The sequence below is a fragment of the Micromonospora sagamiensis genome, from assembly GCF_014680085.1.
Lineage (GTDB): Bacteria > Actinomycetota > Actinomycetes > Mycobacteriales > Micromonosporaceae > Micromonospora > Micromonospora inyonensis.
This window is the reverse complement of the sequence record NZ_AP023438.1, coordinates 1504589-1517682: the sequence shown is the minus strand read 5'-3', so window position 1 is coordinate 1517682 and position 13094 is coordinate 1504589. Positions and strand designations below refer to the sequence as shown.

Here is a 13094-nt window from a genome sequence, read left to right as displayed (position 1 = left end):
CGGGGGAGGCGTCCTTCCGGCGGTGATCCGTACGGGGCACTCGGCAGCTGGGGGACGCCGGAGAGTACCACGGGTGACCGGTCGGTGTGCCGGGCGTGACCTCGGGTCAGCGGACCGGGTCGTGGGTCCCCCGGGGCACGCCCGGCCGGCAGCGGCGCAGCCGGTCGGCGGCCATCCGACCGCCCACCGCGAGGCCGTAGCGCTCGACCGCGGTGAGGCCGTACGCGCTGCACGTGGGCGTGTAACGGCACTGGCCGGGCCAGCGGTGCGACAGCCAGCGGCGGTAACCGAGGATCGCCGCCCGGCCCGCCCGGTCCACGATCGGTGCGCGCACCGCCGAGGCCGTCGTCGCGCCGAGCGTCAACATGAACGAGAAGAGGCCGAAGTTGCAGCAGTCCGGGCCCTCGCAGCTGTCGCAGCCGTCGCAGCCTTCGCAGCTGTCGAGGAACCTGCTCTTCCGCTTGCGCCCGTGGCCGTGGCCGTGGCCCTTGAGCTTGATCATGCGGATCATGATGGCGCATGCCCGCCACCGGTCGACATCGCCCGTCCTGGCTGGTGCGGCGGCCCGTCGGAGGTGCGGGGCATACTGCCGGCCATGGGCATGATCTTCGTCGGTCGCCGACTCGACGCCGCCGAGCAGCAGCGCCTCCTCGCCGACCACTCACTCACCGCCGACCTGGTCCACGGCGGGAGCGGGCCGGATCTCGACCTGGACAAGGCGTGGCACGCGATCCACTACCTGCTGGCCGGCGAGGCCTGGGAGACCACCGCCGGGGCCGGCGAGGCGATCCTCGGCGGCGAGCCGCTCGGCTCCGAGGTCGGCTACGGCCCGGCCCGGCTGCTCGGCCCGGAACAGGTCCGCGCGATCGCCGCCGGGCTCGAACCGGTCACCGTCGAGACCCTCCGCTCGCGGTACGACACCGCCGCCCTCGGGGCGGCGCACGTCTACCCCGACATCTGGGACGACGACGAGGAGTTCGACACCTACCTGGCGCCGTACTTCGACGAACTGCGGTCCTTCTATCTCGCGGCGGCCGGGGCCGGACAGGCCGTCCTGCTCGCCGTCGTCTGATCCGGCGGCCCGGCACGACGACACCGCGTGGCGAGTGGGCCTTTTCAGGACCGGATCACTCTGCGATGATCCATCGAAACATCGACAAGTTTGATGATGGAGGTTCCGCATGCGTTCCCGCCTGACGAGTTTCCTCAGCGTCGCCGTGCTGGCGACCGTCGCGTTCCTGGTCCCGGCGTCGCCCGCCGCCGCCGCGCCGACCTTCCGGGTGCCGTTCCCGTGCAACCAGACGTGGTCCGGCGAAACCCGCACCTATCACAGCCCGGCCTACGCGATCGACTTCAACCGGGCCGACGACCACGGCGATCCGGTCAAGGCCAGCGCCCCGGGCACCGTCGACATCGTCGCCGACCTCGATAACGCCAGCTACGGCCGGTACGTGCGGATCAACCACGGCAACGGGTACACCACCTACTACGCCCACCTCAGCGGGTTCAACGTCTCGGTCGGCCAGAGCGTCGGCTACAGCACCACCATCGGCTACGTGGGCAACAGCGGCAATTCCGAGGGCTCGCACCTGCACTACGAGCAGCGGCTGAACGGCAGTGACATCCAGGTGCGGTTCAACGGCAACCTGGCCTACTACTGGGGGACCGCGAACTACACCCGTACCATCTGCTGATCCACCCGGTCGGAGCCAGGGGCCTGCGGTCATCGACCGCGGGCCCCTGGCGGTTGTGGACTCAGACGCCCGGGACGCGGTGGGCGGTGTACTCCGAGCTGTTCAGGTAGTTCGTGGCACTGCTGATCACCACACCCGTCCAGGTGCCGTCCGGGTTCTGCCACTTGGGGGTCGCCTCGAGGACCGACGCCACGCCGTCGCCGTCCCCGTCACCGAGGTAGACCGCGACGTGGCCGTTCTTGGCGAGGAGGTCACCGACCTGGATCTGCGACTTGGCGACCTGCGGGATGCCCGACTTCATGGCGCTGGAACTGGTCCAGGGGAAGTACACCCCCGCGTGCTGGAACATCTTGTAGATCAGGCCCGAGCAGTCGTAGCCCCTGACCCCGGCGGGCTGCTTGTAGACCCGGCTCTGACCGCAGGTGGTGCCGTCGTGGTAGAGCGTGCTGGTGGGTACGGTGCCGAACCGGTACGTCCCGGCGGCGCAGCCCACGTAGATCGCATCGAGCTGGGCCAGCCCGTAGCTGAGCGCCTGTCGGACCTTGACCGACGGGGACTCCGTCACCTTGCAGTGGTTCATGTAGTACGGGATGCCGTGGGCCGGGATGCCCACCACCTGGACGCCGTCGAGGTGCACCAGGTACTCGTCGTTCGGCACCATGGCCACGTGGGCGAGCGCGCCGACCTTCCACTCCCCGGGCGCGGCGGTGTAGCTCTGGTCGGACTGGATGCCGACCCCGGGACGGTTGACCAGGACCCGGGCGGTGTGCCAGCTCCCGGTGCCGTTGAGCAGGTTGTTGGTCACCTGGTAGACGCCGCCGTAGGCGGTGACCTTGTTCCAGCAGGCCCCGACGTGGGGGGCGGTGCGATAGAAGGTGTAGTCGGCGTGGGCGGCCGAGGCGGCCACGGTGCTGCCCAGGACCAGTGCCGCCGTCACGACACCGATGCGACGCAGGATCGACATGCGCTCTGCCTCCGGTAGCTGGTTCCGCGTCATCCGATAGATGGATGTCTATCGATTGCCGTGATCTTACGCGCGGAACGAAGCGCGTCAATGTCGTGAGCCGCGCCGCGGTAGACCGCGCACGAACGCGGACCACGCGTCGGTGGGGAAGGCCAACCCGGGGCCGTCCGGGTCCTTGCTGTCCCGGACGGCGACGACGCCGGGCAGGTGGTGGGCCACCTCGACGCAGTTGCCGCCACTCCCGCCGCTGCGGGTGCTCTTACGCCAGACGGCACCGGCACGATCAGTCATGATGCTCCTCGATGATCGATTCGATCATTCTTCCTGATTCTGCCTCATCCGGAGTCAGCGTTTCGAGGTCGCGCCAGACGTGTTCGTAGGCCGCCACTTCGGTCGGCTTGTCGAGATAGAGCGCGCCGGTGAGGTTCTCGACGTAGACCGTCGTCGGCTCGGTCGAGGCCCGCCCGGGAGCCTGCGGGAAATCGAGGAGGACGAAAGTGCCCGTCTCGCTGGCCAGCGGCGGACCGGCGGCGAGCGGGAGCACCCGCAGGGACACGTTCGGCAGCGCGGAGACGTCGCGCAGGTGCCGCAACTGGTCGGCCATCGCCGCCCGGTCGGGGATGGTGCGCCGCAGCACCGCCTCGCTGAGGACGACCGTGAGCACCGGTGCGCTGGGCAGCCGGCGGACGAGGACGCGCTGCCGCTGCAACCGTACCGCCACCAGCTTCTCCCGTTCCTCGGTGCTCAGGTGCGGATTCTTCCGGCGGAACAGTTCACTGGCGTACTCACGGGTCTGGAGAAGCCCCGGGATCAGTTCGGAGTCGTACTGACGCAGCATGGACGCGGACGATTCCAGGCCGACGTAGAGCGAGAACCACGACGGCACCACGTCGCCGTACGAGTGCCACCAGCCCTGCGCGCGGGTCTCCTTCGCCAGCCCGACGACGATGGCCCGCATCTCCTCGGAAACCGCGTACCGCTCGCACATCGCCCGCGCGTCCACCACCCGCACGGGAACGAGCCCCTTTTCGATACGCCAGACCTTCTGCCGGGAGCAGTCCAGCGCCTCGGCCACCGCGTCGAGGCTCACCCCGGCCTCCTCCCGCAGCTCGGTGAGGAGGCGGCCGAGCTGACGACGAGGGACGGTGGAACCGCTCGTTTCATCCGTCATGCAACATCACCGCACTCCTGCTGCAACAGCCGACGTTTCTTTCCGTGAGCATTTCCCGTCCTTTCCTCGCGGATTGTTCCGGCCGACGATAGGGGCGGCGTGGGGAATTGCGCAAGGTGTCGGCGCTGTCGCATTCTGTCGACGTGGCGTGAATGTCGACGGCCATCAGGAATGCCGTCGACAAAAGGCAGGCCGCCCCCGTAACCAATGGCGCGTTGGTGCGGGCCGCTCCATTTCCCCGGAAGGACGCCCGATGCGTGTGTCGTACGACCACTACCTGGCCGCCACGGCGCTGACGCTGGCGCGGCGGCACCGGCCGGTGTGGAACCACATCCTCCGGCGGCTGACCTGCCGGTGCGGTGCGGACCTGCCCTGCCGGATCCGCCACCGGATCCCGATCCGCCGGCTGCACTGGCCCGGGGAGGCGCGATGACGACGCGCGGGCCGGTGCCGCCGGTCCGGTTCCCGGGGCGGCGGGAGTGAAACTCCGGGCCGGTGACCTGGTGGAGGTGACCCGGGCAGCCAGCGTGCAGTTCGTCCACCCGTTCCTGTTCCGGGTGATCCGGGTGCTCGACTGGGTCACGTACGACGGCTGGGTGTGGCTCGACGGCTACCAGCTCGACCGGAAGGGCGACGCGGTCGCCCGGCGGTCCATCTTCGTGCAGCCGGCCGGGCTACGGGTGCGGCGGTCGGTCCCCGCCCCCACGCCCCGGCGGTCGACCCGTTCCGCCGCGGCACCGACCCGGACGGCACACCGTCAGCTGTGACCGCGGTGCTACCTTCACGGCCAATGCCCCCTGAGCAGTCGGAGTTCCCGTGGAGAAGAGGCACGCCGGTACGTTGGCCCTCATCGCCCTGATGGCCTGCCTCGCCATCGTCGGCGCGGTCGGGGGTACGTACCTCGCCAACCGCAGCGCGTCCGGCTCGCCCGACCCCACGCCGACCGCCACCGAACGAGGGTCGTCGGAGTCGCCGGAGCCGTCGGCGTCCTCCGGCTCGCCGGATTCGACCGAGTCCCCGGATTCGACGGAGTCGCCGGAACCCTCCCAGTCGCCGCGCGAGGCGGAGCCCGGGACGTACCAGATCAACCAGGTGGTCTACGACGCGCTGTCGCTGAGCGTCACGTTGGTCAGTGCCGAGGTCACCGCCGGCAAGCTCAAGCTGAACTTCCGGTACCGCAACGACGCCCTGATCGCCTGGCCGTTGGCCTGCCCGGTCGTCGAGATCGACCGGATCTCGTCGAAGGTCGTCCTGGGCGACGACCGGACCGTGTACGCCGAGAGCAGCTGGTGCGCCACGACGCGGGCCGGTGAGTCCTTCAGCCTCGCGCCCGGCGCCCAGGCGATGACCTGGGCGCTCTACCCGGCGGTGCCGGCGGCCGGCGCACCCTTCGACGTCACCTGGTACGACTTCCCCGTCCTTGAGGACGTCCGCCTGCGGTGAGCGCCCCCGTGTCGTCCGCCCGACCGGCCCCGTCGTAGGTCGGGCTGGACTGTTGCGGAGCCGACGCCCAGGAGGATAGGCGACATTATTCGTGACCATCTAATGATCTACCACGTAGAGGGGCTGGACCGCGATGTGGCTTGGGGATTCTTCGCAGGGGTCATCTCCATGTCTCTCCTGTCTGTAGTTCTACTTGCCGCCAGCATGGTTCCGGAGCCGAAATAGGTGCGTCGAAGGGCCAGCCGTGCTGCATGCCAACGATAGGCTTTTCCGAGGGCCTACATCCGTCCGTGGGACGCTGGCCCGCGGTCCCGTCTCTGCGATGGTTAGCCTGCGCCAGGGGCGTCTGTCTCGTCATCCTGACCATCAGGATCCAGCGGCTTTTGCCACCACAACTGTACGAGGTACTTCTCGACGCCGGCATTCTGCTGTTGCAGTTCGTTAACCGGCTGTTGCCACGCGTCCTGGTCCATCGCGTCCAGGATGGTTTGGAACGCCACTTTGGCCTGCTCGCGCCCTTGGTGGAACACGTTGACGCCGTAACGCCCCGGCCCCTCCGAAGGGTCAATGCCGGCGAACCCGGAACCTGTGGTGTCAGCTAAGAGAAATTGGCCGGTGGGTGAGTCCAATACGCAGGTCAGCACTGGTGTCCAGCCCGGTCGACCTTCAACAACGCTTGGGGGACTCGACCATACCTCGACGATGGAATGAACTGCCACCAAATCCTGCACGGTATTGATATAGACGCCGTACCCGCTGGCCGAGGCTATCTGGCGGGACGCTGTGCTGATCGCGACACTAGCGCCTGGATCGGCGTAGCTATCGATGTCGCGCAGGATGAGAAGTTGATGGCTCGGAAGGAAGGTCAACTCATGACTGCTCTGCAAGCGGGCCAATCTGGGGCTCCCACCTTTCCTCGTTCGATATGGCCGGTGCCGGCTCCGGCTCGTGACGAGCCGGAGCCGGCGTGCTATCGGTGCAAGCTAGGCTTCGGCTGCGACTCTAACGCCGTGTTGTTTACGCAGAGTGTCGGAAGGTGTGGCCTCTGTGCCAGGCGAAGTAGGGTTCGCGCCCGGGCGACCACCAGTCGGTCGCCTTTTCGCTCAACACCGTGCTGCAGTGTGCTGCGACGGCGGGGGCAAGCGCTACCTGTGGGCTGACTTCGATGACCCCTCCCGGCTGGACCGCGATGAAGCCGTGTTCATAGAGGCTGTCGCACCCAAGGACACAGGCGAGCATCGCCACGTTGTCGTAGTCGAGCCTCTCGGCGTCCATGCATTCGGAGCGCTTCTTGATGTGGGCGGCGACGAGGAACTGTGATGGCAGTTCACGACCGCAGAGCGCGCATGCCTTGCCGCCGATGTCACGCAGGCGTCGCTTGAGCTGGGTTTGCTCTCTTCGATAGGCGGCGAGGCGGCGACCGTCGAGGTCGCCGGGAAAGTTCCTGGTGGCCTCCGTCAGTTCGCGTAGGTCAGCCGGGAGACTTTCGGGCTGGCTGGCAGGTGAGAGCGACGGTCCTGCTGAGAGGTCGGCTGTCAGGCGATTCGCGTCGGAGGTGGCGTAGCCGGGGACGCTGAGACGTGGCCGAATTCGCTTCGGTGCAGCAGACCCTTCCCCCCGAGCACGAGCAGACGCATGTGACCATGATCCGCCATCGCTACCTCCGATCAACTGAGGGATGAGTCGAGTTTGTCGGAGGCCTCCTTCCATGGTCTAGCCGCGAGGGTCTGCTGATGCTTCCTGCACGGCTTGCGGCTGGTATGGAGGGTAAAAGCACGATTCAACCAGAGAGTCGCTTTTTCGTAGTCTCCCGATTTTGTCGGACGGTGCGCCTAGCGTCCAACCTGGACGGTGCGTCGATGCGAGAGGGTTGAAGACGGTGGGTAAGGGCCGCTACTACGGATCCGGCGTTGAGAAGGCGCTCTTCATGCTCAGTCGTGGGACTTGCTATGAGCCGGTATGCAAGGAGCGCGTCTTGAAGATGACCGGTAGCGGCACCCCGCGAGTTAATGTGCAGATTGCTCACATTAGGGCGCTCGGCAGGGGTGAGGCCAGGTATGAAGGCGGCTTTCCTAAGGAGCGGCTGAACAACTTTGAAAACCTAATCCTTCTATGTTCGGCTCACCATACGGAAGTTGACTCGGACTTATGGAAGACTCTCTATCCCATTGAGGTGTTGGTAAAGTGGAAGGTGGATCGTGAGGGTGACTTGGGGGTGACGCTCCGAGAGCTTCCACCTCTTACTGACAACGCCTTGCTTCAGGATCTGATGGTGAATGCGGTCGATGGGATGAGGAAAGAGATCGTCGGCGCTATTGATGAGTTGAAAGACATAAGCCTCGATACGGCCAAGATGATCAAATCGATGGTCAGTGCTTCTTTCAATCAGCCTTACCTAACTGATGATGCGATCGCGAAGCTGGAGTTCACAGCGCGGGTTTTCGCGAACTTTGAAGATAAGACCTGGATGCTTTATGAGTCGGCCGAAGGTATGCGCACTCTTGACGATGCTGTGAATCTTCTGTATGAGTCATCCTTGGCCTTCAAAGACGCTCCAGACTACATCCCTATGCTCTATGAAGCGTCCTTGGCGCTGAAGCATGCGCCGGACTACTCTCCTATGTTGTATGAAGCAGCCCAAGGGCTTCGTTACCTAGAGGATCAGGTCGGGCCTCTGCGAATGGCTGTGGACCGGCTCGAAGGGCTTGATGCGAATGCTCGCGTGCTCTCTACCGCCGCAGACAGCATCGGGGGTGCAAGTTTGGGTACGCGTATCGGCGGTCTAGAGCGGGCGGTGGATAACTTCGTGCGCGCCTCCTCGTCGATACAAGAGATGAGCGAGGTGGCGCAGTCAATAGAGAAGGCCTCAGAGAATCTAGCGATGGCTGCTAGTGCTGTCGACAAAGGAGTCGGCGGATGGAATTGGCACTCGTTCAGGTGGGGGATGTTCTGGAGTGCTGCCCTTGTCGTCGTCATACTCGGCTTGTGGTCATTCGTCCTGGCGAAGCAAGGAGGATGAACTTCGGTAGTGTGGACTTTCTTGCGTATAGGAATTCACGGTTGCCCGGCGGCCCCGACTGGCAGAAACCAGGCCTTCCGCCCTGACTGTTGCCATGGCTCGGTGGGCTGTGCCTGCGGAAACGCCGTAGCGAGTAGCCAACTCGGAGATGGTGGGCAGTTGTTCGCCAGGTTTTAGTTGGCCAGCAAGGATAGCTTCTCGTATTTCCCTCGCAATCTGTTGATAAGGGGCGTTCGTCGAAAGCGGAAGCATCTGTGCAGAAGGATGTGGCGGCATCCGGGCGGCGAGGGTGCCGGCGGCGCGTTGGTCGGATTCGGAGAGCCACGCCGCGTAGACCACGAAGCGTGGTGGTACCACCGCCACCGTGACCGAGCCGGCCGGCGACGGTTCGCACGTCGACCCCGGCGTTGATCAGCTCGGTTGCCGAGTAGTGGCGTAGGGCGTGAATGTGGCTGTCGATGCGGAGGCGCTTGGCGAGTCGGCCGTACCGCTGGGTGATGGTGTCGGGGCGGTAGCCGCGGCTGTTGTCCGGCTCGGGGGAGAAGACGTAGTCCGCCGGGTCGGCCGTCGCGTCGAGCTGCGCCAGGCGGTCGACGTACCGGGCGTGCAGCTCGGTGAGCACGGCGACCGTCTCGGGGTCGAGGGCGACTCGTCGTTGCTGATGAGTCTTGGTGTCCTTCTCCTGCAACTCGCCGTTGGCGTCGAGGTAGGCGCTCCGTCGGAGAGTCAGCACTCCGGCGGCCAGGTCGAGGTGATGCCAGCGGAGGGCGCACAGTTCGCCGCGCCGGGCGCCGGTGGTCATGGCGAGCCAGACCAGCGCGCCCCAGTCCGGGTCGCGCCACGACTCGGTGATGATGCGCGCGGCATCGGTCGGGTTCGGCGGCTGCGGGTCGGGGTGCGGTGGGGCGGGTGGTTCAGCCTGTGCAGCGGGGTTGACGGCGATCCAGCGCCACCGCAGAGCCCGACTCAGCGCACCGCTCAGGATCCAGTGGATCTGCCGCACTGAGGACGGGCTGAGCGGCTTGCAGACGTGCGGCCGGCATCTCGCGGTGCAGGTGTGATCGCCGGCCAGCCGGTGCGTCACGGACGTCTTGCCGCCGCACCGGTCGCGGCAACGGCGCAGGCTCGCGTAGAAGGAATCGAGCGTCTCGGCGTCGAGCCGATTCAGCGACAGCTTGCCGAGCACCGGCCGAACGTGCTTGTTCAGCTTGTTCTCGTACCCCATGCGGGTCGTCGGCTCGATGTCGGCGACGTCGAGCCACTTGTCGAGCAGTTGGTTCAGCGTCGCTCGGGTGCGCGGGCTGCGCTTCTCGTCGACCTCGTTGAGGAAGCGGGTTCGCACCTTCTCGGCTTCCCGCTGGGCGTTCCGCCCCGCCGGGACTGTCTCGGTGAGGTAGTGCCGCTTCCCGGTGAGCGGGTCGACGCCTGCATAGACCCTCACTCTGAGTGACCCGCTGGGGAGTTCCATGATCTCGCCGCGTTGCCGCTTCGTGCCTGCCACGGGGCCGACAGTAGCTCGATAGCTCCACGAATAGCTCCACGCGAGCCGTTCGGCTGGGAGAAAGTCCAGCGCGCCTGGCAGGATTCGAACCTGCGGCCTTGGGATTAGAAGTCCCCTGCTCTATCCGCTGAGCTACAGGCGCATGGCGTGGTGGTCCGGCGGGCCGGGCCGTACCGACGGTGCGCCAAGAGGGTACCGCTGACCGGGGGTGTCGCGGTGGTACGGGGGCGCAGCGGATCCGCGCGACCCCGTACCACGACGGTCAGCGCCCGGCACCGACCAGGTTCGAGCCGACCCACCGGTCGATCTCGGCGAAGACCTTCTCGCGTACGGCGGGGCCGGAGAGCGTCAGGTCGTGCATCCCGCCGTCGATGCGGGCCACGGTCACCTGTGGCCCGAGCCGGGGTGCCCAGCGGACCATGTGCGCCACGTCCAGGACGGCGTCGGCGAGCATCGCCGAGGTGTGCCAGCGTCGACGCCGGAAGGTGCGGGTGGAGCAGGCCACCAGCACCGGCACCGGGATGTCCAGCCCGGCACGGAGCTGCCGTTGCGCCCGGCGGATCGCGGTCAGCCAGCCGATCCGGACCGGGAACCCGGCGAGCGGTTTCCAGCTCAGGTCGTAGCGCCACTCGCCCCGGTGGTCGGCGTGCAGGCACTCGCCGTACACGGTGCCCAGGCCGAAGGGGAGGACGCGGTGCGGCGTGCCACGGCCGAGCCGGGTCACGGCGGCCGCGAGCGGGCGGCGGACCAGCCAGGGGGCGTTGATGTCGAAGAAGGGGCTGTTGAGCAGGAGCCCGTCGACGAGGCCGGCGTCGCGCCGCGCGTGCGCCCAGACGGCGGCGAGCAGGCCGCCGGTGGAGTGGCCCATCACCAGCAGCGTGTCGTGGTCGTCGGAGGTGCGGACGAAGGTGGCGGCGGCGTCCAGTTCGGGGAAGTAGTCGCCCAGGTCGCGGCAGAAGTTCGGCGTCTGGTGCGGCAGCAGACTGCGGCCGTACTTGCGCAGGTCGAGGGCGTAGAAGTCCCAGCCCCGGTCGGTCCAGTATTCGGCCAGGTGTGCCTGGAAGAAGTAGTCGACGAAGCCGTGCACGTAGAGCACGGCCCGCCGGGTCGGGCTGTCGGCCCGGCGGCGGACCAGGGTGGCGACGACCGGGCCCTCGTCGTCGGGGTCCAGTTCGATCGTGTACCGCTCGAAGGGCGGTCCGAGTACGTCCGGTTCCACGCCGGTCACGCTACGCCCACCGGTTACTCGGCGGTAGACCCGTGCCGGTCTCGCGTATCCACGACGTCGCCGCCCCCCGGGAACCCGGTGGGCGGCGACGGGCGGTGCGGTCAGGCGACGCCGGACTCGGCCGGGGCCTCCGCGCTGTCGTCGTTCGACGGGGCGTCGGGGCCGGGCTGGCCCTCCTCCCGCAGGTGCTTGTTGTGCCGGGGCTCCTGCCGGGTCTTCGCGTCGTTGAGCCGGCGGCGCAGGTCGTCGCGGACGTCGTTGAGGGCCGCGTGCAGGTCCTCCTCGGAGGACGTGGTGACGATCTTCTGGCGGCCCGCGATCCAGCACTCCAGGGTGACCTTCTGCCCCCGGGCCTCCCGGTCCTTCACCGACACCTCAAGCTCGGTGGCGTCGGCGTGGAACGAGGCCAGCCGGGCGTCCAGCGTGGCGAACTGCTCGGCGATCCAGTTCCGGTCCCCCTGGGAGAACCCGGCACCGACGCGCAGGCACTCGGCGACGGTGGCGGGATTCGCGACGGCGCTCATCGGGTCACCTCACGCCGGGTGGCGACGGTCGTACCGGACGAGGCTGTTCTGCACATGGTCGCTGACCTTTCCGTTGGACGACGCGGCGCGGTGGCTTCCGGAAGGTGCCGGTCCGCGCTCACGTCGGCTTCTCCTGCGGTACGCGTGGACGCCTGCCGCTTGATCGAACCCATACCCAGCCGTCCTCCCTGCGGAAACCGCCCCGGCGACTCCGGGCGATCTGATCGTCGCCCCCCGTGGCGTGACACACACAGGGCCGGTGGACCTACCACACCGGGACCTTGATCAGGTTGTTGTCCACAGCCGGCCGAGTTGTCCACAGGCCGGCGGACGTGGGTGGACCGTCAGGTGGCCGTCGGACACGCTCGGCACCGAGTCGACTCGGCCCCACACGATCCCGATCTTCCCCTGGAGGGGTGATGTTCGATACCTATGTAACGGTGGTCGGCAATGTCCTGACCGCACCGGAGTGGCGGCGGACCGCGCAGAGCGGCACGCTGGTCGCCAACTTCAAGGTCGCCTCGACCGCTCGCCGGCTGGACCGGGAGAGCGGGCGCTGGGTCGACGGCAACAGCCTCCGGGTCCGCGTCAACTGCTGGCGCAAGCTCGCCGAGGGGGTCGCCTCCTCGGTGATGGTGGGCGACCCGGTGGTCGTCGCCGGGCGGCTCTACACCCGGGACTGGATCGACGACGCCGGCAACCAGCGCACCCTCTACGAGCTGGAGGCGGTCACCGTCGGGCACGATCTCGCGCGGGGCCGGGGCCGGTTCCTGCGCAACCGTCCCAGCATGGCGACCAGCACGGTGGAGGACGCCGAAGCGGAGCGACGGGTCCACGGCGAGCGGACCGAGCCGGTTCCGGGCGACGAGGCGCCCGTCTCGCTCGACGACCGGCTGCTCGACGACGACCTCGACCTGCCGGCTTCCGGTGACCCGCGTCGGCTGCCCGGCCTCCCGGTCAGCGCGGAGGACCTCGGCCCCGACCCCTTCGACACCCCGGCCCGCCGGTCCGCGCCGAACGCCGGCACGGCCGAGCCGGCCGGGGTGACCGCTCCGGTCGGGGACGACGAACTCGCCGTGCTGCCGGAGGAGGACGACCTGCCCGAGGATCCGGTCGCGGCGGAGCCGATCGGGGAACTCGACCCGCTGCCCGAGGCGGTCGGGTTCCCCGACGGGACCCCGACGCCCGGCGAGACGGCGGCAACGCCCGGGGAGACGGCGACGCCGGTGCGCCGGGGCCGGCGCGGTGGCCGTGGGGGCACCGGTGGCCTCCGGGGCGATGCGGCCGGGCCAGCCCGGCAACCCGTACCGGCCTGAACGAACCGTCCCCGGCCGGGGACACCGGCCGGGGCGGGGGATTGGGTGGGGTGACAGCTCCAGGTCGTCACCCCACCCGGGCACGCTCCGCCCCCGGCCCACGGGCGCGCTCCGCCCTCGGCCCAACGGGCGTGCTCCGCCCCGGCCGGGGCCCGTCGCCCCGAGTCCGCGGCCACGCTCCGCCACCGGGCTGTCCTGCCTGCGTGACCCCTCCGCCGTCCCCCGGGACGTGGG

13 protein-coding genes, 1 tRNA gene and 2 pseudogenes are annotated in these 13094 nt (G+C 68.0%); 7 read left to right on the top strand and 9 right to left on the bottom strand.

Annotated features, from left to right (window positions below; translation table 11 throughout):
* Positions 1-106: 106 nt before the first annotated feature.
* The gene (yidD, locus tag IGA62_RS06320) at positions 107-502 is read right to left on the bottom strand and encodes a membrane protein insertion efficiency factor YidD (protein ID WP_186499731.1); all 396 of its coding nucleotides are present in this window, start codon (positions 500-502) and stop codon (positions 107-109) included.
* Between the two features lie 93 nt (positions 503-595).
* Here yidD and IGA62_RS06315 point away from each other — a divergent pair, with 93 nt between their 5' ends.
* Both IGA62_RS06315 and IGA62_RS06310 read left to right on the top strand, forming a co-directional pair.
* Positions 596-1072: a YfbM family protein gene (locus tag IGA62_RS06315; RefSeq protein WP_145815840.1), complete on the top strand. Its 477-nt coding sequence runs from the start codon at positions 596-598 to the stop codon at positions 1070-1072.
* Positions 1073-1181: 109 nt separating this feature from the next.
* The gene (locus tag IGA62_RS06310; protein WP_145815841.1) at positions 1182-1694 is read left to right on the top strand and encodes a M23 family metallopeptidase; all 513 of its coding nucleotides are present in this window, start codon (positions 1182-1184) and stop codon (positions 1692-1694) included.
* A gap of 61 nt (positions 1695-1755) precedes the next feature.
* Here the strand turns inward: IGA62_RS06310 and IGA62_RS06305 are convergent, their stop codons facing one another.
* The 3 genes from IGA62_RS06305 to IGA62_RS06295 all read right to left on the bottom strand — a co-directional run bounded on the left by IGA62_RS06305 (position 1756) and on the right by IGA62_RS06295 (position 3829).
* Positions 1756-2658, bottom strand: coding sequence for an NlpC/P60 family protein (locus IGA62_RS06305; RefSeq protein WP_186499732.1), 903 nt, complete (start codon positions 2656-2658; stop codon positions 1756-1758).
* A gap of 87 nt (positions 2659-2745) precedes the next feature.
* Complete coding sequence (locus IGA62_RS06300; protein WP_145815843.1) at positions 2746-2949, bottom strand: DUF397 domain-containing protein; 204 nt, start codon at positions 2947-2949, stop codon at positions 2746-2748.
* A complete protein-coding gene (locus IGA62_RS06295; protein ID WP_145815844.1) occupies positions 2942-3829 on the bottom strand; it encodes a helix-turn-helix domain-containing protein in 888 nt (295 codons plus the stop codon). Before IGA62_RS06295 ends, IGA62_RS06300 begins: the two co-directional genes overlap by 8 nt.
* 253 nt (positions 3830-4082) lie before the next feature.
* On the opposite strand from IGA62_RS06295, the gene IGA62_RS06290 reads away from it, so the two are divergent.
* From IGA62_RS06290 to IGA62_RS06280, 3 genes are read left to right on the top strand one after another with little or no spacing between them, the layout of a single operon-like run.
* Positions 4083-4262: a hypothetical protein gene (locus IGA62_RS06290; protein ID WP_145815845.1), complete on the top strand. Its 180-nt coding sequence runs from the start codon at positions 4083-4085 to the stop codon at positions 4260-4262.
* 46 nt (positions 4263-4308) lie between these two features.
* On the top strand, positions 4309-4596 hold the full coding sequence (locus tag IGA62_RS06285) for a hypothetical protein (protein WP_145815846.1): 288 nt from the start codon (positions 4309-4311) through the stop codon (positions 4594-4596).
* Between the two features lie 49 nt (positions 4597-4645).
* The gene (locus IGA62_RS06280) at positions 4646-5272 is read left to right on the top strand and encodes a hypothetical protein (protein WP_145815847.1); all 627 of its coding nucleotides are present in this window, start codon (positions 4646-4648) and stop codon (positions 5270-5272) included.
* Positions 5273-5598: 326 nt separating this feature from the next.
* On the opposite strand, the gene IGA62_RS06275 is transcribed toward IGA62_RS06280, so the two are convergent.
* Entirely contained in the window at positions 5599-6159 is a 561-nt protein-coding gene (locus IGA62_RS06275; RefSeq protein ID WP_145815848.1) for a hypothetical protein, read from the bottom strand.
* Positions 6160-7253: 1094 nt separating this feature from the next.
* Between IGA62_RS06275 and IGA62_RS06270 the strand changes: the two genes are divergently transcribed.
* Positions 7254-8291 (top strand): HNH endonuclease, encoded by a 1038-nt coding sequence (locus IGA62_RS06270; protein ID WP_332838468.1) that lies wholly within the window; start codon positions 7254-7256, stop codon positions 8289-8291.
* Here IGA62_RS06270 and IGA62_RS31020 read toward each other — a convergent pair.
* From IGA62_RS31020 to IGA62_RS06250, 4 genes and pseudogenes are all read right to left on the bottom strand, one after another.
* Positions 8262-9759: pseudogene (locus tag IGA62_RS31020) on the bottom strand (tyrosine-type recombinase/integrase). The gene IGA62_RS06270 and the pseudogene IGA62_RS31020 sit on opposite strands and share 30 nt — an antisense overlap.
* 102 nt (positions 9760-9861) lie before the next feature.
* Positions 9862-9934: transfer RNA gene (locus IGA62_RS06260), tRNA-Arg, on the bottom strand.
* A 120-nt stretch (positions 9935-10054) separates the two neighbouring features.
* Complete coding sequence (locus tag IGA62_RS06255; protein WP_145815851.1) at positions 10055-11011, bottom strand: alpha/beta hydrolase; 957 nt, start codon at positions 11009-11011, stop codon at positions 10055-10057.
* Positions 11012-11121: 110 nt separating this feature from the next.
* A complete protein-coding gene (locus IGA62_RS06250) occupies positions 11122-11544 on the bottom strand; it encodes an HPF/RaiA family ribosome-associated protein (RefSeq protein ID WP_145815852.1) in 423 nt (140 codons plus the stop codon).
* A gap of 419 nt (positions 11545-11963) precedes the next feature.
* Between IGA62_RS06250 and ssb the strand changes: the two are divergent.
* Positions 11964-12628, top strand: a pseudogene (ssb, locus tag IGA62_RS29935) (single-stranded DNA-binding protein); the annotation flags it as partial.
* Positions 12629-13094 lie beyond the last annotated feature (466 nt).

Bases quoted from the DNA above. Each gene is read 5' to 3' on its own strand.
- yidD (WP_186499731.1), bottom strand. From the start codon at position 502: ATGATCAAGCTCAAGGGCCACGGCCACGGCCACGGGCGCAAGCGGAAG.
- IGA62_RS06315 (WP_145815840.1), top strand. From the start codon at position 596: ATGGGCATGATCTTCGTCGGTCGCCGACTCGACGCCGCCGAGCAGCAG.
- IGA62_RS06310 (WP_145815841.1), top strand. From the start codon at position 1,182: ATGCGTTCCCGCCTGACGAGTTTCCTCAGCGTCGCCGTGCTGGCGACC.
- IGA62_RS06305 (WP_186499732.1), bottom strand. From the start codon at position 2,658: ATGTCGATCCTGCGTCGCATCGGTGTCGTGACGGCGGCACTGGTCCTG.
- IGA62_RS06300 (WP_145815843.1), bottom strand. From the start codon at position 2,949: ATGACTGATCGTGCCGGTGCCGTCTGGCGTAAGAGCACCCGCAGCGGC.
- IGA62_RS06295 (WP_145815844.1), bottom strand. From the start codon at position 3,829: ATGACGGATGAAACGAGCGGTTCCACCGTCCCTCGTCGTCAGCTCGGC.
- IGA62_RS06290 (WP_145815845.1), top strand. From the start codon at position 4,083: ATGCGTGTGTCGTACGACCACTACCTGGCCGCCACGGCGCTGACGCTG.
- IGA62_RS06270 (WP_332838468.1), top strand. From the start codon at position 7,254: ATGACCGGTAGCGGCACCCCGCGAGTTAATGTGCAGATTGCTCACATT.
- IGA62_RS06250 (WP_145815852.1), bottom strand. From the start codon at position 11,544: ATGAGCGCCGTCGCGAATCCCGCCACCGTCGCCGAGTGCCTGCGCGTC.